This window comes from Micromonospora sp. HM5-17 (assembly GCF_003762835.1).
Taxonomy (GTDB): domain Bacteria; phylum Actinomycetota; class Actinomycetes; order Mycobacteriales; family Micromonosporaceae; genus Plantactinospora.
Window position 1 is genome coordinate 157,233 of the sequence record NZ_RJWA01000003.1, and the last position, 25,166, is coordinate 182,398.

The following is a 25,166-nucleotide window of genomic DNA, read 5'->3' on the forward strand; positions in this document are numbered from 1 at the left end:
CCGACCAGTCTTCCGGATAGTGCGCGGCGCCGCCATCGGGAGGATCCCTGACCTGGCCTCGGGGGTTTGACGTCGAGACCGCCAGGATGTACTGGATGTACGAATTACTCCGGATTGAGTTACTTGCTCGATAAAGAGCGTTACGTGCAATCGAGTGCTGGTCTGTTTTTCAGTGCCCAGACTGTGAATGCTCCCGGTCTGATCGTCATAGATCCGGGTTGGCCCTCTTCGCGCCTACCGAGGAGTGATTCCCGCTGAATCGTGGGGTTTCTTCACATAGGCCCGCGATGACACGGAACCTCGCCGTACGGTGGCCTTCAGTGGTGACAAACCCATTTGTTGCCCTCCGCGCCCCTGTTGGTGCGGGCGTGTCTGTATCCGAAAGGCAGGGAGCTCATGTCCGAACTCCATGGGAACCACGTGGATCCCGGTCAGCCCAGAACGCGCCCAACAAGGCGACGGTCCCGGTGGTTCTTAGCCGGCGGAATCGTTGCGGGAAGCCTCGTGGCCGGCGCCGCCGGCATCACGGGCGTGGCCAGCATGGCTGGCAACCCGGGCCTGACGAATCTTGACCTGGGGAAGCTGTCGATTGTCGCCTCGGACAGCGGCAAGGACGACAAGGGCAAGGACCCGGGCAAGGCCGACGAGCGCAAGCCCGAGGCCGAGAAGAAGGACGAGAAGAAGGACGAGAACCGCGGCTGGCAGGAGAAGTGCGGGCCCGGCTCCTACGACGGCTCGAGCAACTCCGGTTCGGAGGGCTCGGGCTGGCACGGCCAGAACTCCGGCTCGAGCAGCTCCGGCTCCGAGGGCTCCGGCTGGCAGGGCCAGGGTCAGAGCTCGGCGGGCCAGGGCGGCTCGGGCGGGCCGACGCCGACGCCGAAGCCGAGTGAGTCGAAGACCGCCAAGCCCGAGGAGTCGAAGGACTCGAAGGGGAAGGCGGAGGAGCACAAGGACGCCAAGGACGCGAAGTCCGAGGACGCCAAGGGCGGCGACCGTTCGGGGTCGAACGGTTCGGGCTGGCAGGGCCAGAACTCGGGCTCGGACCGCTCCGGTTCGGAGGGCTCCGGCTGGCACGGCGAGAAGTCCGGAGGCGACTCGGAGGGCTCCGGCTGGCATGGCTCGGAATGCCGCTCTGAGGAGCGGCGGGACTCCGGTGAGCACCGGGAGAAGTCCGTGCCGTGCGACCCGGACAAGCTGATCGCGGCGTTGGTCCACGCCAACGCCGAGGGTGGTGGGCACCTGCGGCTCGCTCCGAAGTGCACCTACGTCCTCACCATCTCCGATGAGGAGAAGAAGCACCACAAGAAGGTGCACGACGAGACGAAGGTCGTGCTGAACGGCGCGCAGACCCTGCTCGGCGAGCGGGCTGACCAGCGGATCGCGCCGGGCGGCGAGGAGCACAGGGGTCACACGGGCCTACCGGTGATCACCGCTCCGATCACCATCGAGGGTGAGGGCGCCACGATCACCCGGGCCGCCAACGCCAAGGACTTCCGCATCCTGACCGTCGGCGACGGCGGTGAGCTGACCCTGAGCGACGTGACCATCAAGAACGGTCGCGGCAACGGGGGTGGCGGCCTCCTCGTCGAGAACGGCGGCACCGCCAAGCTCAAGGACACCACGTTCGTCCGGAACTCGGCGGTCCACGGCGGGGACGGTGGCGCGATCCTCAACAAGGGTGAGACCGAGATCAGCTACAGCCAGATCAACGACAACAACACCGACGACAAGGGTTCCGGTGGCGGTATCGCCAACACCGGGGATCTGACCCTCGAACGGGTCCAGGTCGCCAACAACAACACCCACGGCTTCGGTGGTGGCGTCGTGAACGCCTTCGGCGTTGCCCGGATCAGCAAGGCCGAGATCCACGGCAACCGCGCCGGAGTCGGTGGCGGCATCGCCAGCATCTTCGGCCGGACCACGGTCGAGGAGAGCAAGGTCACCTTCAACACCGCGAAGGTCGGCGGCGGCATCGCCACCGCGAAGAGCACGGTGCACGTGAGCAAGTCCGAGGTCGGCCGGAACAGCGCAAGCCTGGACGGTGGCGGCTTCTTCGCCCAGGAAGGCTCCCTCGTCGTCGAGCAGAGCAGGGTCGAGGCCAACACCGCGCGGGGCAACGGTGGCGGGATCTTCGCCAAGGACTCGGACACCACGGTCCGGGAGAGCGAGATCAGCTTCAACGACGCCATCGGCAACGACTCTCGGGGCGGCGGAATCTTCGCCAAGGGGGGCAAACTCTCCCTGGTGAAGAGCAAGGTGGTGGAGAACAACTCCACCAAGCAGCCCGGCGGTGTCTTCGCCGAGCAGGCCAGGGTGACGGTGGACGACGAGACCACCATCATCAAGAACCGGCCCACCAACTGCCTGGGTAGCCCGGAGCACGTCGAGAACTGCTTCGGCTGACCCGACGGGTCAGGTCGGCACGAGCCGGCGGTTGGTGCCGGTGACCGGCGACGGTCATCGGCACCAACCACGGCACGGGGCGCATCCGCCCAGGGGAGACGGTCCGACGGACCGGGATCCCCGAGGGCGGGTGCGCCCCATCCGCCGGTCAGCCCGCGGGCAGCTCGGCGAGCGCGCGTACGGTCCACCCCGCCAGCCCCGCCCCGGACGGACCATGCTCCGTTCCCGCTCTCCGGGCGGCTGATCCGTCGGGCCCGTGACCTACCCGCGGCTGACCAGGGCACGGAGGAAGAAGGCGACGTTCGCCGGTCGTTCGGCGAGCCGGCGCATCAGGTAGCCGTACCAGTCGGTGCCGTACGGCAGGTAGACCCGGACCGTGTGCCCGGCCTCGACCAGCCGCGCCTGCTCCTCCGGGCGTACGCCGTAGAGCATCTGGAACTCGAACTCGTCCGGAGCCCGGTCGAACCACCGGGCCCGATCCTCGGCGATGGCGATCAGCCGAGGGTCGTGGGTGGCGATCATCGGGTAGCCGGGGCCGGAGAGTAGGATGTTCAGGCACCGGACGTACGACTTGTTCACTTCCTGCGCGGGCTGGTACGCCACCGACTCCGGTTCCTTGTACGCCCCCTTGCAGAGCCGCACCCGGGAGCCGGCGGTGGCCAGGTCCCGGCAGTCCGCCTCGGTCCGCCGCAGGTACGCCTGGAGCACCGCGCCGGTGCGCGGGAAGTCCTTACGCAGCTCGGTCAGGATGTCCAGGGTCGAGTCGGTGGTGGTGTGGTCCTCCATGTCCAGGGTGACCGTGGTGCCGGCCGCCTCGGCCGCGGCGCAGATCGCCCGCGCGTTGTCCCGGGCCAGCCGCTCGTCGAACCGCTGCCCGAGCGCGGAGAGCTTCACGCTGACCTCGGCCGGCGGGGTCAGCCCAGCCTCGGCGAGACTGCCGAGCAGGTGCAGGTACTCGTCGCGCACCGCGACGGCCTGCTCCTCGGTGAGCGTGTCCTCGCCCAGGTAGTCGATGGAGACGGCCAATCCGTCGGAGACGAGCTGGCGGGTGGCGCGCAGCGCGTCCTCGGAGGTGGTGCCAGCGACGAACCGTCGTACGACGTCCCGGGTGAACGGGGCCGTCTCGACGAGCCGCTCGATCCGGGGTGACCTGGAGGCGGCGAGGATGACCGAACGGAGCATGTGCCGAGCGTAACGCCAGCCGATCCCTCGTACACGGCGACCGGAGGTCGCCCACCGACCGCCCGGCGCGGGTGGGAGCCTGTCAGGCGACGCCCCCACGACACCACGTATGCCCGCGGTGGCGGCGATCGGTTACAACGATCTCGTGAATACAGTGTCGCGACGTCGCCTTCGGTCCGCGAGCGTGCAGCTGGGCGCGCTCACCGCTCTCGCGCTTACCCTCACTGCGTGCAACCAGGTGGACGACGATGATGACTGCGACTCGCGGTCGGGCCAGGAAACCCGCTCCCTCGCCACCGTCACCGCCACACCCCTCGCCACCGCCACACCCCTCGTGACCGCCACCCCCACGCCCCTCGCCACCCCCACCCCCACCCGGGGGGTGCAGGCGGGGTTCAACCGGACAGATCCCGAGCCGAGCGCGGTGCCCAGCCAGGGCGGTTTCGGCACCTACCAGGCCTCCTGCGGCGGTTGACGGTGCGGCGGGAGCACTGCACGCCCCGGCCGCACTGGCAGGCCACGGTTCGCGAGCAGGGCCTGGTCTACGCCGAGACCGAGCTGCCGGACGGCGGTCTCATGTCGTACTGGGACGAGAGCGCCTGCTACGCCTTCGACCTCGCCGAGGTGTTCCGCCTGGAGGAGGCGACCGAGGAGCTGCACCGGATGTCGGTGGCCGCGGCCGAGTACGTGGTGGCGAAGAACCGGTTCGCCGAGTTCGGCATCCCGGCCTGGGCCGCGGAGGCGATCCGCCGGTCGCTGCGGGAGCAGCCGCCGACCCTCTACGGTCGTTTCGATCTCTGGTACGACGGCTCGTGGCCGCCGAAGCTGCTGGAGTACAACGCGGACACCCCGACCGCACTCGTCGAGGCGTCCGTGATCCAGTGGTACTGGCTGGAGGAGACCCGCCCCGCCCTCGACCAGTGGAACAGCCTGCATGAGCGGCTGGTCGAGGCGTGGCGGCGGATCGGCGCCGGCCTGTACGACCCGCGGGTGCACGTGGCCTGGTCGGACGAGGAGGAGACCGGCGAGGACCAGATGACCGTCGGATATCTCGCCGAGACCGCCCGACAGGCCGGGCTGGAGCCGGTGCTGCTGCCGATGCTCGCCATCGGCTGGGACGGCCGGCGGTTCGTGGTGCCGGCCGGATCCCCCGACGGGACGGACACCCCGATACTGACCTGCTTCAAGCTCTATCCGTGGGAGTGGATGCTCGCCGAGCCGTACGGGCGGCTGGCGCTGGATCCGGGGACCCCGACGACCTGGATCGAGCCGGTCTGGAAGATGTTGCTGTCCAACAAGGCACTGTTGGCGATTCTCTGGGAACTTTATCCCGGCCACCCGTACCTGCTGCCCGCCTACCTCGACTCGCCCCGGGGAATGCGGGAATACGTGGCAAAGCCACTGCTGGGCCGGGAGGGCGCGTCGGTGCGAATCGTCACCGGTGCGGGCGAGATCAATAACCCCGGCACGTACGGTGCCGAGGGCTGGTGTTACCAGGAATTCCGCCCGCTCCCCTCATTCGAGGGCAATCGGATGGTGCTGGGAAGCTGGATCGTGGCGGGTGAGTCCGCCGGAGCCGGCATCCGGGAGAGCACGAGCTTGATCACCGATGGCTACGCGCGGTTCCTTCCGCACTACGTGGACGAGCCACGGGAGCCCTGAGTCGTCTACGGTTGTCGGGTGAACTTCGACGCGTACGCCCGGACCGGGGTTGATCTCGTCAACGCGCGACTCGACAACCTCGACGACCTGCGGGCCGTTTTCAACGACGAGCACGGCTGGATGCGCGATGAGGTGACGGAACGGGACGTCGTCGCGTTCCGCAAGGCGCAGCGACGGCTGCGGGAGGTGTTCGAACTCGGTGCCTCCGGTCGGGACGCCGAGGCGGTGGCCGAGCTGAATGCGCTCTTGGAGAGCTATCCGGTACAGCCGCGGATTTCCGGGCACGATGCCAAAGACTGGCACATGCACGTGACCAGCCGGGGCGCTTCGGTCAGCGCCGAGTTCCTGGCCGGTGCGGTCTGGGGCCTGGCGGTCTGGCTCTGCGAGTACGGCAGCGCCCGGTTCGGAATCTGTGCGGACGACCGGTGCGGCAACGTCTATCTCGACACCTCGTCCAACTGCTGCCGGCGGTTCTGTTCGGAGCGCTGCGCGACGCGCTCGCACGTGGCGGCGCACCGGGCGCGGAAGCGGGCGGCGGTCGAGGCGAAGTCGATGGTGGACGAAACCGCCGAGCCCAAGACCCCGGCCTCGGTCGGCTGAGATCGGGGCCGGAGCGGCTGACCGAGACCGGGGCGGCGGACCGCCCGGTCCCGGAGAGCTCTCGACCACGAGACCGAGCGGGCCGGACGGTGGCGCAACCTGGGGACGTCCGGCCCGGCTCGGGGATGCGGGTCGAGAAGAGTCCTGCCCGTCCTGCCGCGACCATCACCGGCGCTTCTGCTCCACGCCCTGGTCGCGCAGGTCGGAGAGCTACCGCGTCAGCCGGTAGACGCTCACCTGTTCACTCCGGTCCGCGAGTTGGTAGCCGAGGACCGGCAGCTGGCGTATCGCGGCGAGTTGTTGGTCGACCGGCGCGAGTCCCGGTTCGGGGGGATCGACGACCGCCACCCAGTCGGGGCAGAACTGCTGGGTGGGAAAGGCGGGGAAGAGGTAGACCTCCGTACGGTTGGTGAGCTGGGGCGCCAAGGAGTTCTCGGCGGCGACCGTCGTCCGGTCCGGAATGGTCGCCAGCGTTCTCCGTTCCGCCGACGACAGCACGGGTCGCCAGATCACGCCTCGGAAGAGGTGACCGATGGGAGACTGTACGGACAGCAGCACGGCGAAAACGACGCACCATGCGCCGATCGTCCGGTACATCTGCCCGGAGTATCGCGGCAGGGCGGCGGTGATCGCGGCGTGGACGCGCGGCGCGGCCGCCGCGGCGGCGGCGAAGACGACCGGCATGAGTATCGCGCTGTAGTGGAAGTCCGTCCCCCAGTACGCCGGATTGGTCGCCCAGAATCGCCAGGCGATCGTGGGAAGCGCGATGATGAGCATCGGGGACCGCAGGGCCAGGAAAGCCGTCGGAGCGAGCAGTAGCACGACGGTCTCGAGTTTCTGGACGGGCATGACGAACCGGACCAGGGGATTCCCCACCGTGCCGGCTGCCTGACCCAGGTAGGTGTTCTGGCCGTACGCGTTGAAGTGTGGGATCACGACCAGCATCGTCAGGGCGCAGGCGGCCACTCCGACCAGGGCGAGCAGTGCGCCCATCTTCCTGGGCCCGCGCAGCGCGATGTACAGGCCGATCGCCGCCACCGTGAGGCCGAGGTCTTCCTTGACGAGGAGCAGCGGAATGGCGTAGGCGCACGCCTGCCACCACTCACGTCGGTACAGCCGTTCCAGGCAGAAGGCCACGAACACCACCGCCAGGCAGGTCTCGTGGAAGTCGAAGGCCACCGCGCTCTGGATCCCCCAGGACAGCGCGTACGCCGCGCCGAGAATGCCACCGAGGCCCCACCCGCAGGCGCTGACCGCCAGCCGGGTTATCGGTACGACAGAGAGGGCAAACGCCGCGGCCTGGACAGTGAGGAGCGTGATGGGACTCGGGAAGAGGAGATAGACCGGGCCGATGGCCGCCAGTATCGGGCTGAAGTGGTCGCCCAGGATGTTGACGCCCGGCCCCTTGAGTTCGCTGACCGGGACGTTGAGGTGGGCGTAGTTGCGGACGACCTGTTCGAAGATGCCGAGATCGAACCCCGTCGTACGCCCGGTGAGATGGCGGACGACCGACAGCAGCTCGTAGAGGAGGAACGCGAACCCCGCCAACAGGTACGGCATGGCCAGCCGGCCCACCAGCGATGACCTGCACCGCGCTGCCGGTTTCCGTGACGCGCCGGGGCCGGGGCGCTGCTCCGGTGCATCGGCTTCGGGTTGGGGCCGAGGGCTCCTGTCTGATTCCAGTTCGTCAGGTCGCATCGATCCATGATGCGTCGTTCGGCCCGTCGTATCCCCGCTTCGGACGATCGCAGCAGTATCTGGGTAGATGCCGGGGTCGGGCCGGGATCGTCAGGACTGTCGGAGGGTGACCGGGCGAGACCGAGGGCCGCGAGCGCGGCGAGCCGACGGCCAGTGCGCGGGGGGCCGTGACGACGTCACGGCCCCCCGGCGACGGGTGCTCCGGGGCGTCGACCGCCCTGGAGCACCCCCGGATCAGCGGAGCACGAGGTACGGCGGGCTCGGCTGGCTCTCGTTGGCCAGCCGGTCGAGTGCGGTCACGTAGTAGCTGTACCGCTTGCCGGGCTTGGCCGTCCGGTCCAGGTACGACTGCACCGCCCCGTCGGTCGCCCGGACCGTGCCGATCAGGTGGCTGGCGTCAGCGAAACCGCAGGCGCCAGGCAGGCTCACCCCGTCGAACCGGTAGATCGCGTACGCCGTGGCGTCGCCGAACGGCCCGAATCCGTCGACCAGCTGCCGCCAGCGCAGCGCGATCCCGTCGGCCTTCCGGGTCGCCCCGGTGATGATCGGGAACATCAGCGGCTTCGCCGGCAGGTGCGACATCGCCGGCACCAGGGCCGGCCGCGAGTAGTGCTCGGCGGCGTAGATGTCGGTGGCGCCGAGCTTGTTGGCGCGGACCTGGGTGGCGCTGAAGTGCACGTTCCCGTCGACCTCCGGGTAGTCCCGGTTGAGGGTCAGGTGCCGGGACATCTCGGCCGGGTCCTGCCACGCCGCCGGCTGGGCGGGATCACCGATCTTGTAATCGGCCTGCCCGATGTAGAGCTGTACCCGGGTGCCGGCCACCACGTCGGCCCACCAGGGGACCAGCTTGGCGTAGTCGGCCACTGTCAGGCCGATGTTCCAGTAGATCTGCGGGACGATGTAGTCGATCCACTCCTCCCGCACCCACTTGCGGGTATCGGCGAAGTTGGCGTCGTACGACTGGGTGCCGTTGGTGTCGGAGCCGCGCGGGTCGGCCGCCTTGTTCCGCCAGATGCCGAACGGGCTCACCCCGAACTTCACCCACGGCTTGATCGACTTGATCTTCTGGCCCATCTCGCGGATCAGCAGGTCGATGTTGTGCCGCCGCCAGTCGGCCTTGCTGGCGAAGCCGGCGCCGTACCGCTCGAAGGTGGCCTGGTCGTCGAAGTCCTGCCCGGCCGCCGGGTACGGGTAGAAGTAGTCGTCGAAGTGCACGCCGTCGAGGTCGTACCGGCGGACCGCGTCCAGCATCGCGGTCTGCACGAACGCGCGGACCTCGGGAATGCCGGGGTTGTAGTAGAGCCGGGAGCCGGGGGCGTTGACCGGGTAGGCGACCGCCCACTCCGGATGCTGGCGGACCGGATGCCCGGGCGCGAGCTTCGTGATGTCGGCGCCGGCACCGTCCGGCATCGAGATCCGGTACGGGTTGAACCAGGCGTGGAACTCCAGGTTGCGCTTGTGCGCCTCGTCGATCAGGTACGCCAGCGGGTCCCAGCCCGGGTCCTGGCCGCGGACCCCGGTCAGGTACTCCGACCACGGCTCGTACGGCGACGGCCAGAACGCGTCGGCGGTCGGTCGCACCTGCACGATGACGGCGTTGTGGTGGAGCCGCTGGGCCAGGTCGAGCCAGCCCTGGTACTCGGCCTTCTGAGCGGCGATCCGGTCCGGGGCCGTGTACGAGCCCCGGGTCGGCCAGTCGATGTTGACCACGCTGGCGATCCACATCGCCCGGAACTGGCGCTTGGGGGTGGCGGGATTGGTCGGACAGCGTGCAGCGCCGGTGGCCGCCGCGGTGTCGGTCTCGGTGGTGGTGCCGGGCGCGGCGTTGGCGGGCGCCACGGCGAGGAGCGAGCCGAGCAGCGCGACGGCCAGCCCGGTGGCCGCGAGCCGATATGGCTTCATACGGTGCGTTCCCTTCGCTGGGGGGCTCCGGTTGCGGGGGTGGAGCGCGGCGGCGGGCGACCGTCGGCGGTTAATACCAACGTTCGATTACCGCTGGAAGGAAATTTTCACACCCTGGAGTACGCGTCAAGCGTTCGCCGAGCAGCCACCGGTACGTCGGACGACGTGTCACCGCTCCGGGCGCCCGGCGACGTCCCGACGGCGGTACCGGATCGCGGCCTCGCGGCCGGACCGGAGCGGCCCACGATCGGTCACCTCGACCCGGTGACCGGGCTATCCGGAGCGGGTGGGCAGCGCGGCGACCCGCACCAGCGCCTCAACCCGCCCTTGCGGCGTGTCGTTCCCGTCGACCTCCTCGCCGACGATCCAGATCCACTCGTCCTGGTAGTAGCGCGAGATGTCGTGCCGGACCTCCCCGACCCGCAGGCGCAGCGGGCGGCCCCCGTACCGCCAGTCCTCCTTGCGCAGCTCGACGAGGGTCCCCGGAGCCAGATCGGGAATCGCGGGCAGCGTGGTCACGGCACCTCCAGGCGCATGGGAGACGGGCGGACCCGGGCGATTCGGTCGTGGGCGTCCGCACCTGACGTGACAGGGTGCACATCCGGCGGTACCCAGCGCAACGAATTCGACCAAAATTTCCCCGGGATGCACCGCAAGCACCGAATGGCGTAACGAAAACCGGCGGCGGAGCGCCGTCGCCGTCGCCCTGCGGCGCAGTCCTCGCCCCGATCCTCGCCGAGGCCCGGCCCGGTGCAATGATCCGGGCTATGTTGTGGGCGTGCGGTCGGGGGCAGCGATGAGGCGGGGTAGGGCATGATCCACTTTCCCGCCATCTCCCAGAGCCCGCTGTGGGCGCTGGTCCGACGGCTACTCGCGGCGGTCGTTCTCGTGCTGCTGATCGTCGTCGTGGTCTACCTCGACCGGGACGGCTACCGCGACGTCAACGAGGACGGGCTGACCCTCCTCGACGCCTTCTACTACACCGTGGTCTCGCTCTCCACCACCGGCTACGGCGACATCACCCCGGCGAGCGAGAGCGCCCGGCTGGTCAACGTGCTGGTGATCACCCCGGCCCGGGTGCTCTTCCTGATCATCCTCGTCGGCACCACGCTGGAAGTCCTGACCGAGCAGTACCGCACCAACCTCCGTCTGACGCGGTGGAGGAAGACCGTGAAGGACCACGTCATCATCTGCGGCTACGGCACCAAGGGCCGTAGCGCGATCTCTGCCCTGCTCGAGACGGGCTTCGACAAGCAGCGGATCATCGTCGTCGAGCGGAACCCGAGTGTGATCCGGCAGGCCACCGCGGCCGGGCTGGTCGTGGTGGAGGGGAACGCCACCCGCTCCGCCGTGCTGAACGAGGCACACGTCAAGAGCGCGAAGTCGGTGATCATCGCGACCGACAGTGACGAGGTCTCGGTGCTGATCACTCTCACCGTGCGGCAGCTCACCGCCGGTCAGGTGCGGATCATCGCGTCCGCCCGGGAGGCGGAGAACGCGCCCCTGCTCCGGCAGAGCGGCGCGCACCACGTCATCGTCTCCTCCGCGACCGCCGGACGGCTGCTCGGCGTCTCCACCTCGGCGCCGCCGCTGATCGACGTCGTCGAGGACCTGCTGACCCCGGGGCAGGGCATGGCGCTCGCGATGCGCTCCGCCACCCGGGACGAGGTCGGAGTCTCGCCGCGACGACTGGATGCGCTGGTGATCGCGCTGGTCCGGCGCGGCAAGGTGATCTCGCTGTCGGAAAAGGCCGCGACCGCGATCGAAACCGGCGACATGCTGGTGTACGTCCGCGACGACCGGGTCAGCAGCGCCGCGAACTCCGAGCCGAGCCGCTGACCGCCCCGCCCCCGGTGCGGGACCGAGGGCGGGACTGGCCCGCACGTCGCCGTCCCGACCCCGTGCTGCCGCCCGACCCGCCCGCCGGCTCGACCCGCTCGCCGCCTCGGCGCTTCGCCGGCTCGCTGACGCGCGTCGGCCGGCCCACCCGCGCGGGTGGGCCGGCCGAGATCGTACGGGTGCGGAGGCGACGACGACCGGCTAGAGGATCGTCCAGGTGTCGCCGCTGTGGAGGAGCTCGGCAAGCTGCTCCTCCGGCGTCCCGGTCGCCTTGGCGCGGGCCGACTCGACCTGCTCCTGGACCAGGCGGTCATAGGTGGGGCGGGTGACGTTGCGGAAGATCCCGATCGGGGTGTTGCGCAGCGCGAATCCGGGGAGCCGGGAGAGCGCGAAGGCGTACGCCGGCTCCTCGACCGTCGCGTCGTGCACCACGATCTCCTCCGCCGGGACGTCCGCGGTCTGGCGTACCGCCAGGCCGAACCCACCCGGCGGGCGCACCACGCAGAACTGCCCCTGCGAGCCGAAGACGATCGGCTGGCCGTGCTCCAGCCGGATCAGGTAGTCGTCCCGGGTCTCCGGCTCCTTCAACGCATCGAAGGCGCCGTCGTTGAAGATGTTGCAGTTCTGGTAGATCTCCACGAACGCCGAGCCCTGGTGCTCGGCGGCGGCGCGCAGCACCGACTGGAGGTGCCTACGGTCCGAGTCGATGGTGCGGGCCACGAAGGTCGCCTCCGCGCCCAGGGCCAGCGACAGCGGGTTGAACGGCGAGTCCGCCGAGCCCAGCGGGGTCGACTTGGTGATCTTGCCGAGCTCGGAGGTCGGGGAGTACTGCCCCTTGGTCAGTCCGTAGATCCGGTTGTTGAAGAGCAGGATCTTGAGGTTGACGTTCCGGCGTAGCGCGTGGATCAGGTGGTTGCCGCCGATGGACAGTGCGTCACCGTCACCGGTCACCACCCAGATCGACAGGTCGGGCCGGGAGACCGCAAGGCCGGTGGCGATCGCCGGGGCGCGGCCGTGGATCGAGTGCAGCCCGTACGTGTTCATGTAGTACGGGAAGCGCGACGAGCAGCCGATGCCGGAGATGAAGACGATCCGCTCGCGCGGGATGTTCAGCTCGGGGAGGAATGACTGCACCGCGGCCAGGATCGCGTAGTCGCCGCAGCCGGGACACCAGCGCACCTCCTGGTCGGACTTGAAGTCCTTCGCGGTGAGCTTGAGGGCGACCGGCGTCGCGGTCGCGCCTCCGGTGGGCTCGGTGGCCTCAGGCATTCTTGACTACCTCTTCCAGCATCGTCTCCAGCTCGTGGGCCGTGAACGGCAGCCCCCGGACCTGGTTGTAGCTGATCGCGTCGACCAGGTATCGGGCCCGGATCACGTGGGCGAGCTGGCCGAGGTTCATCTCCGGGATCACCACCCGCTGGTAGCGGGCCAGCACCTCGCCGAGGTTGGCCGGCAGCGGCGCCAGGTGCCGCAGGTGGGCCTGGGCGACGGAGAGGCCGCGCTGGCGCAGGCCCCGGCAGGCGGCGCCGATCGGCCCGTACGTCGAGCCCCAGCCAAGGACCAGCACCCGGGCGTCGGAGTCCGGGTCGTCGACCTCGACGTCCGGCACCTTGATCGCCTCGATCCGGGCCGCCCGGGTCCGGACCATGAAGTCGTGGTTCGCCGGGTCGTACGAGATGTCGCCGGTCTTGCCGGCCTTCTCCAGGCCGCCGATCCGGTGCTCCAGCCCTGGCGTGCCGGGGATCGCCCACGGCCGGGCCAGCGTCTCCGGGTCCCGCAGGTACGGCAGGAACGTCTTGCCGTCCTCGCTGTTGGGCGTGGTGGCGAAGTCGACCCGCAGATCGGGCAGGGAGTCGATCTCGGGCAGCAGCCACGGCTCGGAGCCGTTGGCGACGTAGTTGTCGGACAGCAGGATCACCGGGGTGCGGTGGGTCAGCGCGATCCGGGCCGCCTCCAGAGCGGCGTAGAAGCAGTCGGCGGGCGACCTCGGCGCGATCACCGCGACCGGTGCCTCGCCGTGCCGTCCGAACAGCGCCATGTTGAGGTCGGCCTGCTCGGTCTTGGTCGGCATGCCGGTGGAGGGCCCGGCGCGCTGCACGTCGACGATCACCAGCGGCAGCTCCAGCGCCACGGCCAGGGAGATGGTCTCGCCCTTCAGCGCCACACCGGGCCCCGAGGTAGTGGTGACCCCGAGCGCGCCGCCGTACGACGCGCCGAGCGCCGCCCCGATCGCGGCGATCTCGTCCTCGGCCTGCATCGTGGTGACGCCGAACCGCTTGTGCTTGCTCAGCTCGTGCAGGATGTCCGACGCCGGGGTGATCGGGTACGCCCCCAGGAAGACGGGTAGTCCGGACCGGACCCCGGCGGCGACGATCCCGAGCGACAGCGCCGCGTTGCCGGTGATGTTGCGGTACGTCCCCGGCGGCATCTTCGCCGGCTTGACCTCGTACCGGACGGCGAAATCCTCGGTGGTCTCGCCGAAGTTCCAGCCGGCCTTGAAGGCGGCGATGTTGGCCGCGGCCAGCGCCGGCCGGGTGGCGAACTTGCGCTCCAGGAACCGGATGGTCGACTCGTACGGGCGCGAGTACATCCAGGAGAGCAGGCCGAGCGCGAACATGTTCTTGGCCCGCTCGGCGTCCTTCTTCGAGATGTCGTGCTCGGCGAGGGCGCGGACGGTCATCGAGGTCAGCGCCACCGGGTGGAGCGTGTAGCCGTCCAGCGAGCCGTCGTCGAGCGGGCTGGCCTGGTAGCCCACCTTGGTGAGGTTGCGCTTGGTGAACTCGTCGGTGTTGACGATGATGTCGGCGCCCCGTGGCAGGTCGGCGAGGTTGGCCTTGAGCGCGGCCGGGTTCATCGCGACCAGGACGTTCGGCGCGTCACCGGGGGTGAGGATGTCGTAGTCCGCGAAGTGCACCTGGAAGCTGGACACCCCGGGTAGGGTGCCGGCGGGGGCGCGGATCTCGGCGGGGAAGTTGGGCAGGGTCGAGATGTCGTTGCCCAGTTGGGCGGTCTCCGAGGTGAATCGGTCGCCGGTGAGCTGCATGCCGTCGCCGGAGTCGCCGGCAAACCGGATGACGACCCGATCCAGCTGCCGGACCTGCTTGCTCACAGTTGCACCTCACTTCGCTCGGCCCGGGCGGCGGGGCTGAGCGCCGGGGCGACCTCGCCTTGCTCGGCCACGTGTCCTCCTTGTGCGCCGGTGGCGGGTGCGGTGGTGGGGCCGGGCCCGCTCCAGTCCTTCCCTCGAAGCCTACGTCGATCGTTGGCCGATCCTGGCCCAAGGTCCGGCGGTTGGGACGCGGCGATGGGGTATTGGCGTGCTTTCGTCCCACCCGGAAACGTGCGTGGTAATCCAGATCACCGGACTTCGGGCGTCGGAATCGCCACGGGTGAAAACGGCACGGGGAATCCGCAACTGCCGTAGCGGCGCCACCGCCGGTAAGCTGCCGGAGTGACCGGTTACCTGGGGTCGTACGCGACGCTGGGGCTGCTGCTGCTCGCCAGCGTGCTGGTCTTCCTCGGCGCCTTCTCCGCCAACCGCCTGCTCCGCCCGGCTCGGCCCGCCGAGCCGCCCGGCAAGCGGGCCAGCTACGAATGCGGACTCGACCCGGTCGGCAGCGACTGGGCGCAGATGCAGATCCGCTACTACGTCTACGCCTACCTGTACGTGCTTTTCGCGGTCGAGGGGATATTCCTCTTCCCCTGGGCGGTGGTTTTCGACCGTCCCGGGTTCGGGATCACCACCGCGGTCGAGATGGGGATCTTCGTCGCCGTGCTCGCGCTCGGCATTCTCTACGCCTGGCGCAAGCGGATCCTCCGCTGGACGCCGTAGCCGGTCGACGCGGTTGCGGCGGAGGCGGACCCGGTCAGGCGAGGCCACGCCGGGTGACGGCGGGCGGGCGCTCGCCCCGGATCGACGCGACCATGTCGAGCACCCGTCGGGTCGGCCGGACCTGGTGGGCACGGAAGACCCGTGCGCCGAGCCAGGCCGAGACGGCGGTCGCGGCCAGCGTCCCCTCCAACCGCTCCTCGACCGGCAGGTCGAGGGTCTCCCCGACGAAGTCCTTGTTGGAGAGCGCCACCAGCACGGGCCACCCCGTCGCGGTCAGCTCGGGCAGTCGACGGGTGATCTCCAGCGAGTGCCAGGTGTTCTTGCCGAAGTCGTGCGCGGGGTCGATGAGGATGCCGTCGGGTCGTACCCCGAGCTGGACCGCCCGGTCGGCGAGCCGGGTGACCGTCTCGACCACGTCCGCCACCACGTCGGTGAAGGCCGCCCGGTGCGGGCGGGTCCGCGGGGCCAGCCCGCCGGCGTGCGAGCAGACCAGCCCGACGCCGGTGGCCGCGGCGACCTCGGCGAGCGCCGGGTCGGCGCCGGACCAGGTGTCGTTGAGCAGGTCGGCCCCGGCGGCGACCGCCTCGACGGCGACCGGTGCGCGCCAGGTGTCGATCGAGATCACCACGTCGGGGAAGGCGACCCGGACCGCGGCGATGATCTCCACCGTGCGGCGAATCTCCTCCGCCACGTCGACCTCGGCGCCGGGGCCCGCCTTGACGCCGCCGATGTCGATGATCTCCGCGCCCTCGGCCACCGCCCGCTCCACGGCGCGCAGCGCCCGGTCGGCCGCGAAGGTCGCGCCGCGGTCGAAGAACGAGTCCGGGGTGCGGTTCACGATCGCCATCACGACGAGTTCCCCGGGCCCGAAGCTCCGCCGTCCGAGCCGTAGCGCGCCCGACATTCACCACTCCCTCGGGATCGTCCGCTCTCTCCGTCGTGGGTGACGCTAGCCGGCGGACCCGGGCCGCGTCCTCCGGGGCCGTCACCCGCCAGCCCCGGACGGGGTACGCGGTGATGATCGTCGAAGAGTGCGCGGGGTGGCGGGGTCGCCCGCGCCGCGATGTCATGCCACGATCGGCGCATGGGTCAGGTACTGCTCCTCTTGGTCGTGGCGTTGACCGTCGCGGCGGTGGTGTTCGGCGTGACGGTGCTGGTGACCGGCGCCGATCCGGGGCTCGGAGACGCGGAGCCGGACGGTCGGGCCGTGCCGCTGCCCGGCAACCGGCCGCTCCAGGAGTCCGACCTGGAGAAGGTCCGCTTCGACACGGCGCTGCGGGGATACCGGATGGCCCAGGTCGACCAGGCACTGCGCCGGACGGCGTACGACATCGGTTACAAGGACGAGCTGATCGGGGTCCTCCAGGCCGAGGTCGCGGCGCTGCGCGCCGGGCGGATCAGCGAGGCGGACGAGTTGCGGCGGGCCCGCGAGGAGGCGCTGGCCCCGAGCGGCGCCGCCCTCGCGGCGGCCCCGGTCGGTACGCCCGCGCCTGCGGCGGCCGAGGCGGCCCCCCGCTCCGGCCCGTCCACGCCCGAGCGGCTCGAGGTCGAGCCGGCCCGGTTCGGCGGAGCCGGGTCCGGTGCGGTGCAGGACGGCTCGTCCACCGACCCCGCGGACTCCACGCGACGCGACGCGGCCGACGCCGACGCCGCGGACCGTGCCGGCTCCGCCGACCGGGTCGACTCCGCCGATGCTGAGGGCCGGACCGACCCCGCCGAGCCCGCCAGCCCTGCCGCCCCGGCCGGCCGTGCCGGGTCCGCGAACGCCGAGCCGGCCGAATCAGCCGGGACCGGCGGAGGTGAGACGGCTCGGTCCGACTTCACGTCCGTGATCGCCGCCGAGGACGGCGACCTGGCCGGACCGACCCGGTCCGCCCCGACGGACGGAACGACGGAGCCGGCCGGCCCGGCGGCGGAGCGCCCGGAGCGGTCGTGAGCGCCGGAGGCGATCCCGGCCCGGGTCCCGACGGACCGGCTGCCGGCGACGATGCCGACCTGCGGGCGGCGGCCCGACCCGGCGCCGGGGAGGTCACCGCCACGGTCATCGTTGCCGCTCCCGCGTCCCGGGTCTTCGCCGCGCTGACCGCCTGGGAGCGGCAGGGTGAGTGGATCCCGTTCACCCGGGTCCGACTCATCGAGGGCGACGGTGGCGAGGGCAGCCTGGTGGAGGCGATCACCCGCGTCGGGCCGGCGGCGCTCCGGGACGAGATGCGGGTGGTCCGGTTCGACGCGCCGTACGAGGTGCGGGTGGTGCACTGCGGCCGGCTGCTCCGTGGCCCGGGCGTGCTGCGCTGCACCCCGATGGGCCGGGACCGTACCCAGGTCGTCTGGCACGAGTGGTTCCACCTGCCGGGTGGGGTTGCCGGCCGGGTCGCCTGGCCGGTGCTCTGGCCCGGGTCGAAGGTCGGGCTCACCCAGGCGCTGCGGCGCTTCGCCCGGCTGGTCGAGGGCGGCCGGCTGCCCTGACGCACCGGGCCACGTACCCGTGAGGGACTTCCGTCCGTTCTCTCCACCCCGTGTCGGCAGGTCGTCGGTCCGTTGGCCTACCGTCGACGCCGTGGCAGATCTGGTGACGGGCGCCGACGGCCTGGTCCGGTGCGGCTGGAGCGCGAGCACCCCGGACTACGCGGCGTACCACGACGAGGAGTGGGGCCGGCCGCTGCACGGCGACGACGCGCTCTACGAGCGGCTGACCCTGGAGGCGTTTCAGTCCGGGCTCTCCTGGCTGACCATCCTGCGGAAGCGTCCGGCGTTTCGCGCCGCCTTCGACAACTTCCGGCTGGAAACCGTGGCCCGGTACGACGAGTCGGACGTCGCCCGGCTGCTCGCCGACACCGGAATCGTCCGGAACCGTGCCAAGATCGAGGCCGCGATCGCCAACGCCCGGGCCGCCCTCGACCTCCCTGAGAATCTGGCGACCCTGCTCTGGTCGTTCGCCCCGACCACCCGGAAGGCCCGCCCGCGGTCCTCCGCCGGGGTGCCGGCGGTGACGCCGGAGTCGACCGCGATGGCGAAGGCGCTGAAGAAGCGGGGCTTCCGCTTCGTCGGGCCCACCACGGCGTACGCGTTGATGCAGGCGACCGGGATGGTCGACGACCACCTGGACGGCTGCCACGTGAAACCTCCCGCCGCGGCCATGATGGGATAACGGGCATGAGCGAGCGGAGCGGGGAGAGGACGTGAGCGAGCGGATCGGTGCCTGGGCGGTTGTCATCCCTGGTGAGCGGTACGAGACCGAGCGGCTGTTCCACCACGACACCCTGGAGCTGACCGGCCTGAACGGCGGGCCCCGGCCCGGCCCGGGTGACCCGGTTCTGGTGGTCTGCGACGAGCAGCCGCCGCTGGTGGTGGCGCTCGGCCGGGTGACCACCACGGACGGCTCCGGCGAGCGGGACCCGGACGACCCGCAGTCCGGCCCGGTGGAGTCGGGGGCGCTCGCGGTGAGGTACACCCGGCAGGTCTTCGACGCGCCGGTCCCGGCCGACCGGCTCACCCTCGACGGTCCCGTCACCCCGGTCGACCCGGCCCTCTACGCGGAGCTGGCCGAACGGATCGGCCCGGCGCCGAAGCGGCGGGACTGGCTGGTCAGCCTGTACCTGCCGATCGAGGCGGTCTCGTCGGCCGAGGCGGTCCGGCTGTTCTGGTCGTACCTGCAGGAGCTGGGACCGCGGGAGCTGCCGACCTTCGTCTCGCCGTCCGGCGACGAACTCGCGATGCAGACGTTCGTGCTCGGGGTCGAGGCCAGCCAGGACCCGGAGGGGGACGACTGAACCGGGCGAGTGTCGGATAACCGACACCGTGCCGTCGCGCGACCTACCGTCCCTCGAAGGTGGGCCGGCGCTTCGCCACGAACGCGGCCGTGGCGGCGCGGTGGTCGGCGGTCGCGCCGCAGATGGTCTGGGCCTGGGCCTCGGCGGCCAACGCCTCCGACAGGGTGCCGGCGTCGCCGACCGAGAGCTGCCGTTTGATCGCCCCGTACGCCACGGTCGGGCCGGCGGCGAGCCGGGCGGCCAGCTCCTGGGCGGCCGGCAGCACCTGCGCGTCGTCGTCCACCAGCCGGGTCAGCAGGCCGAGCCGGTACGCCTCCTCGGCCGTGACCGGCTCCGCCAGTATCAACAGCTCGGCCGCCTTGGCGTGGCCGACCAGCCGGGGCAGCGACCAGGACGCGCCGGTGTCGGCGGCCAGCCCGACCTTGGCGAAGGCCAGCAGGAACCGGGTCCGGGGGCCGCCGATCCGGAAGTCGGCGAGGAAGGCCAGCGAGGCGCCCGCCCCGGCGGCCATGCCGCGGACCGCCGCGACCACCGGCTTCGGCAGGCTGGCCAGCCGTGCGGCGATCGGGTTGTAGTGGGTGCGGACCGTGCCGAGTGGGTCGCTGCTGCCGGAGTCGAGGACGGCGGCGTGCTCGCGCAGGTCCTGCCCGGCGCAGAAGGCGTCGCCGGCGCCGGCGAGCACCACCGCCCGACAGGACCGGTCGTGCTCCAGCTCCGCGAGGGTGTCGCGCAACGCCTCCTTCAGCGTGGTGTCCAGCGCGTTCATCGCCTCGGGCCGGTTCAGCGTCACCGTCACCACGGCGTCGGAGCGGTCGACGAGCAAGGACTCGGTCACTGACGTGCACCCTTCTGTCGGGCGGCCCGGTTGGCACTGTCGAGGCACCGGTCGACGAATCGGTCGGCCGCCGGGCGGAGCCGGGCGGCGTGTCGGTCGAAGAACGCCGCCGCACTACTGCCCGGCCATCGTTGCGGCAGCAGCGCGGGGGGCAGCTGCGGATCTCGGAAGAGGAAGGTACGCCACGCGTGTACGAGCCGGAAGCGCGCCGCGTACGCCTCCTCGTCCCTGCTGCGTACGGTGACGGCGGCGAGGAGTGGACGCTGCCGGGCGACGAAGTCCTGGTACGCCTTGGCGATTTCGTCCAGGTTCCAGGCCCGGCGTACCACCGCCATCGCCCCCGCCGTGCCGGCGGCATGCGCGGCCGTGAACCGTTCGTAGCGCACGCCGGCCTCGGTGAGCAGCCCGTCGACGTCCTCGCCGGCCCGGGTCGCGATCCAGGTCTGCTCGTCGAGCCGGCCGTAGCCGAGGTACGCGAGGTTGGCGGCGAGCCGTTCCCGGTCACGCCGGTTGACGGGAGACGAGAGGACGATCAGGTCGAACCGCCCATCCCAGCCGATTTTCGTCGTTCGGTAGATGCGTGCGGCGGCCTCGTCCAGGCGCCGGTTTGCTTTCGGGGTCAGCAGGTAACCCGGTCCGGAGGCGAGGCGGAGCGGGCGCAGCCAGCCCTGGCGGACCATCCGGGAGACGGCGGTGCGGACCGCGGGGGCGGCGATGCCCAGCGGGGAGAGGAGTTTCACCAGGGCGGAGACCGGAGCCCGCCCACCCCGGGACCGGAGGTAGTCGCCGTACAGGTCGAAGAGTGCCGACCGTGCCTGCATGACCGCACATTGTGACACCCCTCCTCAAGATATGCTAGGTGCTGTTACATCGGTACTGGTTCGGTTTGGGTCCGGCGGTGTTCATCAGGGAAAATCGTTGGTCGGCACCGCGGGTCTTGAGCGCGGTGATGCTGACGCAAAAGGACGTGGGGTAACCCACCGACCCTGGTGAAGGTCTGAGGGGAGACGAAATGGCGGCGATGAAGCCGCGGACGGGCGACGGTCCGCTGGAAGTCACCAAGGAGGGCCGGGGCATCGTCATGCGGGTTCCGCTGGAGGGTGGTGGCCGGCTCGTCGTCGAGATGACTCCCGACGAGGCCAACGCGCTCGGTGACGCGCTGAAGGCCGCCGCCGGCTGAGCGAACGACAACCCCTCCGGGCGGCGTGACACCCGGGGAAGTTCATCAGCCCTGGGCCACCGGTGATGCCGGTGGCCCAGGCCTGTGATGTCGGCCGGGCGTGCGACACCCCGCCCCGCCGGGTTCATCCACGATCATCTGGGGGTAGTGGCGCGTGCTGTCGATCCGTCTGGTAGGTGGTCCCGTCGAGGGCGATGCCCTGGCCCTGCCGGTCCGGCCCGCTGGGGAGTCGAACCCGGCGGACGCGGACCTGTACGGGCCGACCGGCGCCGGCCTGCCCGCCGAACTGACCGCCGAGGCCGCGGCGCTGCTTCCGCACCTCGACCACCCCGGTGACGCCGGCACCGTGCACCGGTCGATCCGGCCGTCGCGTACTCCGACCCGGCTCCTGCTGGTCGGGGTGGGCGCCGGGGACGAGGCCGGGTGGCGGACCGCCGGGGCGGCTCTGGCCCGGGCCGCCACACGTGAGAGTTCGATCACGTTCGCCCTGCCGGCGGCGGCCGGCCCGGAGGCGGTACGCGGGCTCGCTGAGGGGCTGTGGCTGGCGTCGTACCGGTTCCGGCTGCCCGAGGAGGAGCGGCGCGGGACCGCCGCCGGCGACGGTGGTGCCGGGGACGGTGCGGATCCGGGCGACGGAGGAGCCGGTGACGGCGCCACGCTCGCCGAGGTGGTCCTCGCGGTCTCGGACCCGGAGCCCTACCGGGCCGTGCTCGCCGCCGCGCGGGTGGTCGCCGAGTCGACATGCTTCGCCCGCGACCTCACCAACATGCCCTCCTCGGTGAAGAGCCCCGCCTGGTTCGCGGAGCAGGTCGCCGCAGCCGCCGCCGGGCGGCCGGGGCTGACCCTCGACGTCCGCGGACCCGACCGGCTCGTCGCCGAGGGCTTCGGCGGCATCCTCGCGGTCGGCGGCGGTTCGGTCCGGGAACCCCGGCTGGTCGAGCTGAGCTGGCGGCCGGCGGAGGCGAGCCGGCACGTGGTCCTGGTCGGCAAGGGCATCACGTTCGACACCGGCGGCATCGCGATCAAGCCCCGCGAGGGGATGAAGCTGATGCGCAAGGACATGGGTGGCGCGGCCGCGGTGGTGGCGGCGACCCTCGGTGCCGCCGCGCTGAACCTCCCGGTCCGGGTGACCGCCCTCGCCCCGCTCGCGGAGAACATGCTCAGCGGCTCGGCGTACCGGCCGGGGGACGTGATTCGGCACTACGGCGGAATCACCAGCGAGAGCACCAACACCGACGCCGAGGGCCGGCTCGTGGTGGCGGACGCGATGGCGTACGCCGTCGAGAGGCTGGCGCCCGACGTTCTCGTCGACCTCGCCACCCTCACCGGGGCGAACGCGGTCGCGCTCGGCAAGCGTACGGCGGCGCTCTACAGCGAGAACGACGAGCTGGCGGCGGCGGTGCTGGGCGCGGCCGACGCCGCCGGCGAGCGGGCCTGGCGGATGCCGCTCCCGGCGGACTACGCGGAGTACCTGGGCAGCGAGATCGCCGACGTGTTCAGCGCGCCGGACCAGGGCGCCGGCTCGGTGGTGGCCGCCCTCTTCCTCCGCGAGTTCACCGGGAAACTGCGCGACCGCTGGGTGCACGTGGACATGTCGGCGCCGTCCTGGGCGGACAGCCACGACGGCGAGCTGGTCAAGGGCGCCACCGGCTGGGGCGTACGCACCCTGCTGCGCTGGCTCGCCGACCACACCGGCTGACGTCGGGCCGGGCCCGACCCGATCCCGGCCGGCGGGCCGCCGGTGCTGTCGTCCGGGCCGCCGGCCGTCCGGTCCATCCCGGCCGCCCGTCGTCCGACCGCCGGGTCGGTCGCGCTCAGCGCTTCACCGCGACCAGCAGGCCCTCTCCGGTGGGGAGCAACGCCGGTGTCCACTCCTCCGACTCCCGGATGGCCTTGACGACCTCGCGGACGGTCACCGTCTCCACGTCCCGGGCCGCAGGGTCGCCGATCCGGCCGGCGGCGAGCGCGCCGTGCAGCGCCAGCATGCCGCCCGGGCGCAGCAGCCGCAGCGCGGCCTCGACGCAGGCGCTGTACTCGGCCACCTCCGAGTCCACGAAGATCAGGTCGTAGGCGCCGTCGGCGAGCCGGGGGAGGACGTCCAGCGCGCGGCCGCTGATGATCCGGGTACGGCCCGAGGGAAAGCCCGCCTCCTGGAAGATACGGCGGGCGATCCGCTGGTGTTCGGCCTCCACGTCGATCGTGGTCAGGATGCCGTCGGGGCGCATCCCCCGCAGCAGCCAGAGGCCGCTCACCCCGGTGCCGGTGCCGATCTCCACGACCGCCCGGGCGCTGCCGGCGGCGGCCAGGAACCGCAACGTCGCGCCGACGCCGGGGGTCACCGCGTCGAGTCCGACCTCGGTGGCGAGGCTGCGTGCGGTGCGTAGGACGAGGTCCTCGGCGACGTACGTCTCGGCGAACTGGAGTGCCTGAGTGGTCAGGGCGCTGACTGACCGGTCGACCGTGGCGATGGGGCACCTCCGGACGGCAGGGGACAGGGGTCGCTGGCGCGGGCGGACGGCCGGGTGGCGGAACGTGCTGCGGCAGGCGGTGGGCCGGTGGGGGGACGGTTGCGAGTATGAGCCTAAGAGGTGCTGCCCCGTGATCGGCAGGGGCGGTCCGGTGGCCGGGGACAAGCGGTGACCGGTACTCGGCCATCCGTGCGATGCTGGATGCGGAACCCGGACGCTGCGGCCGGAAGCGGTCGCCCCGCCCACCCGCGACGTCCGGACCGGGACGGACTGGGAGGCATCGAACGTGACGGACGGCTGGAACTGGCGCCAGCCCGAGGGGACCGCGACGCCGGGGCACGCGCCGTCGTCGCGCCCGACGATCGGCACGCGGGCGGGCTCCGCCGGCGTTCCGGACCCGGCGTCGTTGCCCTGGTGGTCGGACGCGCTGCACGACCCGTGGCGGGATCCGGGGACGCCCACGGCGGTGGTCATACAGGTCCCGCCAAGCTCGGCGGGCGGTAGCGCGCCTGAACCGGTCAGCGACCCGGACGGCGTACGGCGCCGGGGACTCGGGTCGGTCTTCCTGGTGTCGCTGCTGACCGCGCTGCTGGCCGGTGCGCTCGGCGGTGCGCTCGGGTACGCGTTCGCCGTCCGGGGCGGCGTGGCCGGCACCACCGCGCTGGGATCGACCGGGGCGGAACCGCCGGCGATCGCGCAGCGACCACCCGACTCGCTGGCCGGGGTGGCCGAGCGGGTGCTGCCGAGCGTCGTCACGGTACGGGTCAGCGGCAACGGCGGGGTCGGACTCGGCTCCGGGTTCGTGGTGACCGAGGACGGCTACGTCGTCACCAACGACCACGTGATCGGCGTCGGTACGGAGTCCGCGACGGTCGTCTTCAGCGACGGCTCCACCGCTCCGGCCCAGGTGGTCGGCAAGGACCCCGAGTCCGACATCGCGGTCATCAAGGTGGCCCGGACCGGCCTGAAGCCGGTCGAGTTCGGCGACTCCGACGCCGTTGCCGTCGGTGACCCGGTGCTCGCCTTCGGCACGCCGCTGTCGCTGGCGAACACGGTGACCGCGGGCATCGTCAGCGCCCTGGACCGGACGTTCCGCAACGGGGATCCGGGTGGGCAGGTGCGGTACTACGCCGCGATCCAGACCGACGCCGCGGTGAACCGGGGCAACTCCGGTGGGCCGCTGGTCGACGGCGCCGGGCGGGTGATCGGGGTGAACTCCGTGATCCAGACTCCGGCGGCCGACGAGGAGACCGCCGGCAACGTCGGTCTGGCCTTCGCCATCCCGATCAACCAGGCGAAGCGGCTGGCCCAGGAGATCATCGACACCGGCAGGGCTCGCCGGACGGTGATCGGTGCGCAGGTCGGTGGCACCCGGCAGGGCGGTACCGGCGGCGTACGACTCTCCGCGGTCGACCCGGCCGGCCCGGCGGCCCAGGCAGGGCTGCGCGCCGGCGACGTGGTGTTGAGGCTCGACGGGAGGCCGCTGGAGGAGCCGAGCGACCTGATCGCCCTGGTCCGCAAGTACGCCCCCGGCTCGGTGGTCACCATCGAGTACCGCCGCGGGTCGGAGACCCGGTCGGCGTCGGTGACCCTCGCCGCGGACGCGAAGTAGAAGTAGACGCGAAGTAGAAGTAGCGGTGACCCTGGCCGGCGTGGGCCGCGCCGGCAACCGGTGGCCCGCGCCGCCGTGGACAGGAGGCGGTGTGGCGATGGCCGGGTGGACGTCGGCGAAGCCCGCCGGTCGTCGCCTCCCCCTCCCATGGGTCACGTCGTCGTGCGTACTCTTGCCTCGGTC

22 protein-coding genes and 1 pseudogene are annotated in these 25,166 nt (G+C 71.4%); 13 read left to right on the forward strand and 10 right to left on the reverse strand.

Annotated elements, in window-relative coordinates; all coding sequences use genetic code 11:
* Positions 1-531 precede the first annotated feature (531 nt).
* A complete protein-coding gene (locus EF879_RS10115) occupies positions 532-2,403 on the forward strand; it encodes a hypothetical protein (RefSeq protein ID WP_233604366.1) in 1,872 nt (623 codons plus the stop codon).
* 261 nt (positions 2,404-2,664) lie between these two features.
* Here EF879_RS10115 and EF879_RS10120 read toward each other — a convergent pair whose 3' ends face one another.
* Positions 2,665-3,585, reverse strand: coding sequence for a proline dehydrogenase family protein (locus tag EF879_RS10120; protein ID WP_123557221.1), 921 nt, complete (start codon positions 3,583-3,585; stop codon positions 2,665-2,667).
* 238 nt (positions 3,586-3,823) lie between these two features.
* Here EF879_RS10120 and EF879_RS10125 point away from each other — a divergent pair, with 238 nt between their 5' ends.
* The 3 genes from EF879_RS10125 to EF879_RS10135 are packed head-to-tail and all read left to right on the forward strand — an operon-like array spanning position 3,824 to position 5,847.
* Positions 3,824-4,060, forward strand: a complete 237-nt coding sequence (locus EF879_RS10125; RefSeq protein WP_233604367.1) for a hypothetical protein — start codon at positions 3,824-3,826, stop codon at positions 4,058-4,060.
* A gap of 2 nt (positions 4,061-4,062) precedes the next feature.
* Positions 4,063-5,247, forward strand: a complete 1,185-nt coding sequence (locus EF879_RS10130) for a glutathionylspermidine synthase family protein (RefSeq protein ID WP_123557225.1) — start codon at positions 4,063-4,065, stop codon at positions 5,245-5,247.
* 18 nt (positions 5,248-5,265) lie between these two features.
* The gene (locus EF879_RS10135; protein WP_123557227.1) at positions 5,266-5,847 is read left to right on the forward strand and encodes a CGNR zinc finger domain-containing protein; all 582 of its coding nucleotides are present in this window, start codon (positions 5,266-5,268) and stop codon (positions 5,845-5,847) included.
* 210 nt (positions 5,848-6,057) lie between these two features.
* Here the strand turns inward: EF879_RS10135 and EF879_RS10140 are convergent, their stop codons facing one another.
* The 3 genes from EF879_RS10140 to EF879_RS10150 form a co-directional block, all read right to left on the reverse strand.
* Entirely contained in the window at positions 6,058-7,422 is a 1,365-nt protein-coding gene (locus EF879_RS10140; protein ID WP_158624149.1) for a DUF2079 domain-containing protein, read from the reverse strand.
* A gap of 357 nt (positions 7,423-7,779) precedes the next feature.
* The gene (locus EF879_RS10145) at positions 7,780-9,447 is read right to left on the reverse strand and encodes a glycoside hydrolase family 10 protein (protein ID WP_123557231.1); all 1,668 of its coding nucleotides are present in this window, start codon (positions 9,445-9,447) and stop codon (positions 7,780-7,782) included.
* A 273-nt stretch (positions 9,448-9,720) separates the two neighbouring features.
* A complete protein-coding gene (locus EF879_RS10150; RefSeq protein WP_123557233.1) occupies positions 9,721-9,966 on the reverse strand; it encodes a hypothetical protein in 246 nt (81 codons plus the stop codon).
* A gap of 294 nt (positions 9,967-10,260) precedes the next feature.
* Here EF879_RS10150 and EF879_RS10155 point away from each other — a divergent pair, with 294 nt between their 5' ends.
* Entirely contained in the window at positions 10,261-11,286 is a 1,026-nt protein-coding gene (locus EF879_RS10155; RefSeq protein ID WP_123557235.1) for a TrkA family potassium uptake protein, read from the forward strand.
* A 201-nt stretch (positions 11,287-11,487) separates the two neighbouring features.
* On the opposite strand, the gene EF879_RS10160 is transcribed toward EF879_RS10155, so the two are convergent.
* Together EF879_RS10160 and EF879_RS10165 are read right to left on the reverse strand one after the other, a co-directional pair.
* Entirely contained in the window at positions 11,488-12,555 is a 1,068-nt protein-coding gene (locus EF879_RS10160) for a 2-oxoacid:ferredoxin oxidoreductase subunit beta (RefSeq protein ID WP_123557237.1), read from the reverse strand.
* Positions 12,548-14,395 (reverse strand): 2-oxoacid:acceptor oxidoreductase subunit alpha, encoded by a 1,848-nt coding sequence (locus tag EF879_RS10165; protein ID WP_123557239.1) that lies wholly within the window; start codon positions 14,393-14,395, stop codon positions 12,548-12,550. Before EF879_RS10165 ends, EF879_RS10160 begins: the two co-directional genes overlap by 8 nt.
* Positions 14,396-14,737: 342 nt before the next feature.
* On the opposite strand from EF879_RS10165, the gene ndhC reads away from it, so the two are divergent.
* Positions 14,738-15,118 (forward strand): NADH-quinone oxidoreductase subunit A, encoded by a 381-nt coding sequence (gene ndhC, locus EF879_RS10170; RefSeq protein ID WP_123557241.1) that lies wholly within the window; start codon positions 14,738-14,740, stop codon positions 15,116-15,118.
* Positions 15,119-15,152: 34 nt separating this feature from the next.
* On the opposite strand, the gene folP is transcribed toward ndhC, so the two are convergent.
* A complete protein-coding gene (folP, locus tag EF879_RS10175; RefSeq protein ID WP_123557243.1) occupies positions 15,153-16,022 on the reverse strand; it encodes a dihydropteroate synthase in 870 nt (289 codons plus the stop codon).
* A gap of 180 nt (positions 16,023-16,202) precedes the next feature.
* On the opposite strand from folP, the pseudogene EF879_RS28785 reads away from it, so the two are divergent.
* The 4 genes and pseudogenes from EF879_RS28785 to EF879_RS10195 form a co-directional block, all read left to right on the forward strand.
* Positions 16,203-16,748: pseudogene (locus EF879_RS28785) on the forward strand (DivIVA domain-containing protein); the annotation flags it as partial.
* 302 nt (positions 16,749-17,050) lie between these two features.
* On the forward strand, positions 17,051-17,584 hold the full coding sequence (locus EF879_RS10185; RefSeq protein WP_123557245.1) for an SRPBCC family protein: 534 nt from the start codon (positions 17,051-17,053) through the stop codon (positions 17,582-17,584).
* A 91-nt stretch (positions 17,585-17,675) separates the two neighbouring features.
* Positions 17,676-18,266, forward strand: a complete 591-nt coding sequence (locus EF879_RS10190; RefSeq protein WP_123557247.1) for a DNA-3-methyladenine glycosylase I — start codon at positions 17,676-17,678, stop codon at positions 18,264-18,266.
* Between the two features lie 31 nt (positions 18,267-18,297).
* Positions 18,298-18,888 carry a hypothetical protein gene (locus EF879_RS10195; protein WP_123557249.1) on the forward strand — a complete coding sequence of 197 codons (591 nt, stop codon included), beginning with the start codon at positions 18,298-18,300 and terminating at the stop codon, positions 18,886-18,888.
* A 43-nt stretch (positions 18,889-18,931) separates the two neighbouring features.
* On the opposite strand, the gene EF879_RS10200 is transcribed toward EF879_RS10195, so the two are convergent.
* Entirely contained in the window at positions 18,932-19,723 is a 792-nt protein-coding gene (locus EF879_RS10200; RefSeq protein WP_123557251.1) for an enoyl-CoA hydratase/isomerase family protein, read from the reverse strand.
* Positions 19,720-20,544, reverse strand: coding sequence for a PaaX family transcriptional regulator C-terminal domain-containing protein (locus EF879_RS10205; protein WP_123557253.1), 825 nt, complete (start codon positions 20,542-20,544; stop codon positions 19,720-19,722). Before EF879_RS10205 ends, EF879_RS10200 begins: the two co-directional genes overlap by 4 nt.
* A gap of 191 nt (positions 20,545-20,735) precedes the next feature.
* On the opposite strand from EF879_RS10205, the gene EF879_RS10210 reads away from it, so the two are divergent.
* Positions 20,736-20,903 carry a DUF3117 domain-containing protein gene (locus EF879_RS10210; protein ID WP_007455245.1) on the forward strand — a complete coding sequence of 56 codons (168 nt, stop codon included), beginning with the start codon at positions 20,736-20,738 and terminating at the stop codon, positions 20,901-20,903.
* 154 nt (positions 20,904-21,057) lie between these two features.
* Entirely contained in the window at positions 21,058-22,602 is a 1,545-nt protein-coding gene (locus EF879_RS10215) for a M17 family metallopeptidase (RefSeq protein WP_123557255.1), read from the forward strand.
* Between the two features lie 115 nt (positions 22,603-22,717).
* Here the strand turns inward: EF879_RS10215 and EF879_RS10220 are convergent, their stop codons facing one another.
* The gene (locus EF879_RS10220; RefSeq protein ID WP_123558314.1) at positions 22,718-23,341 is read right to left on the reverse strand and encodes an O-methyltransferase; all 624 of its coding nucleotides are present in this window, start codon (positions 23,339-23,341) and stop codon (positions 22,718-22,720) included.
* A 316-nt stretch (positions 23,342-23,657) separates the two neighbouring features.
* Between EF879_RS10220 and EF879_RS10225 the strand changes: the two genes are divergently transcribed.
* Positions 23,658-24,983, forward strand: a complete 1,326-nt coding sequence (locus tag EF879_RS10225) for a S1C family serine protease (protein WP_123557258.1) — start codon at positions 23,658-23,660, stop codon at positions 24,981-24,983.
* Positions 24,984-25,166 lie beyond the last annotated feature (183 nt).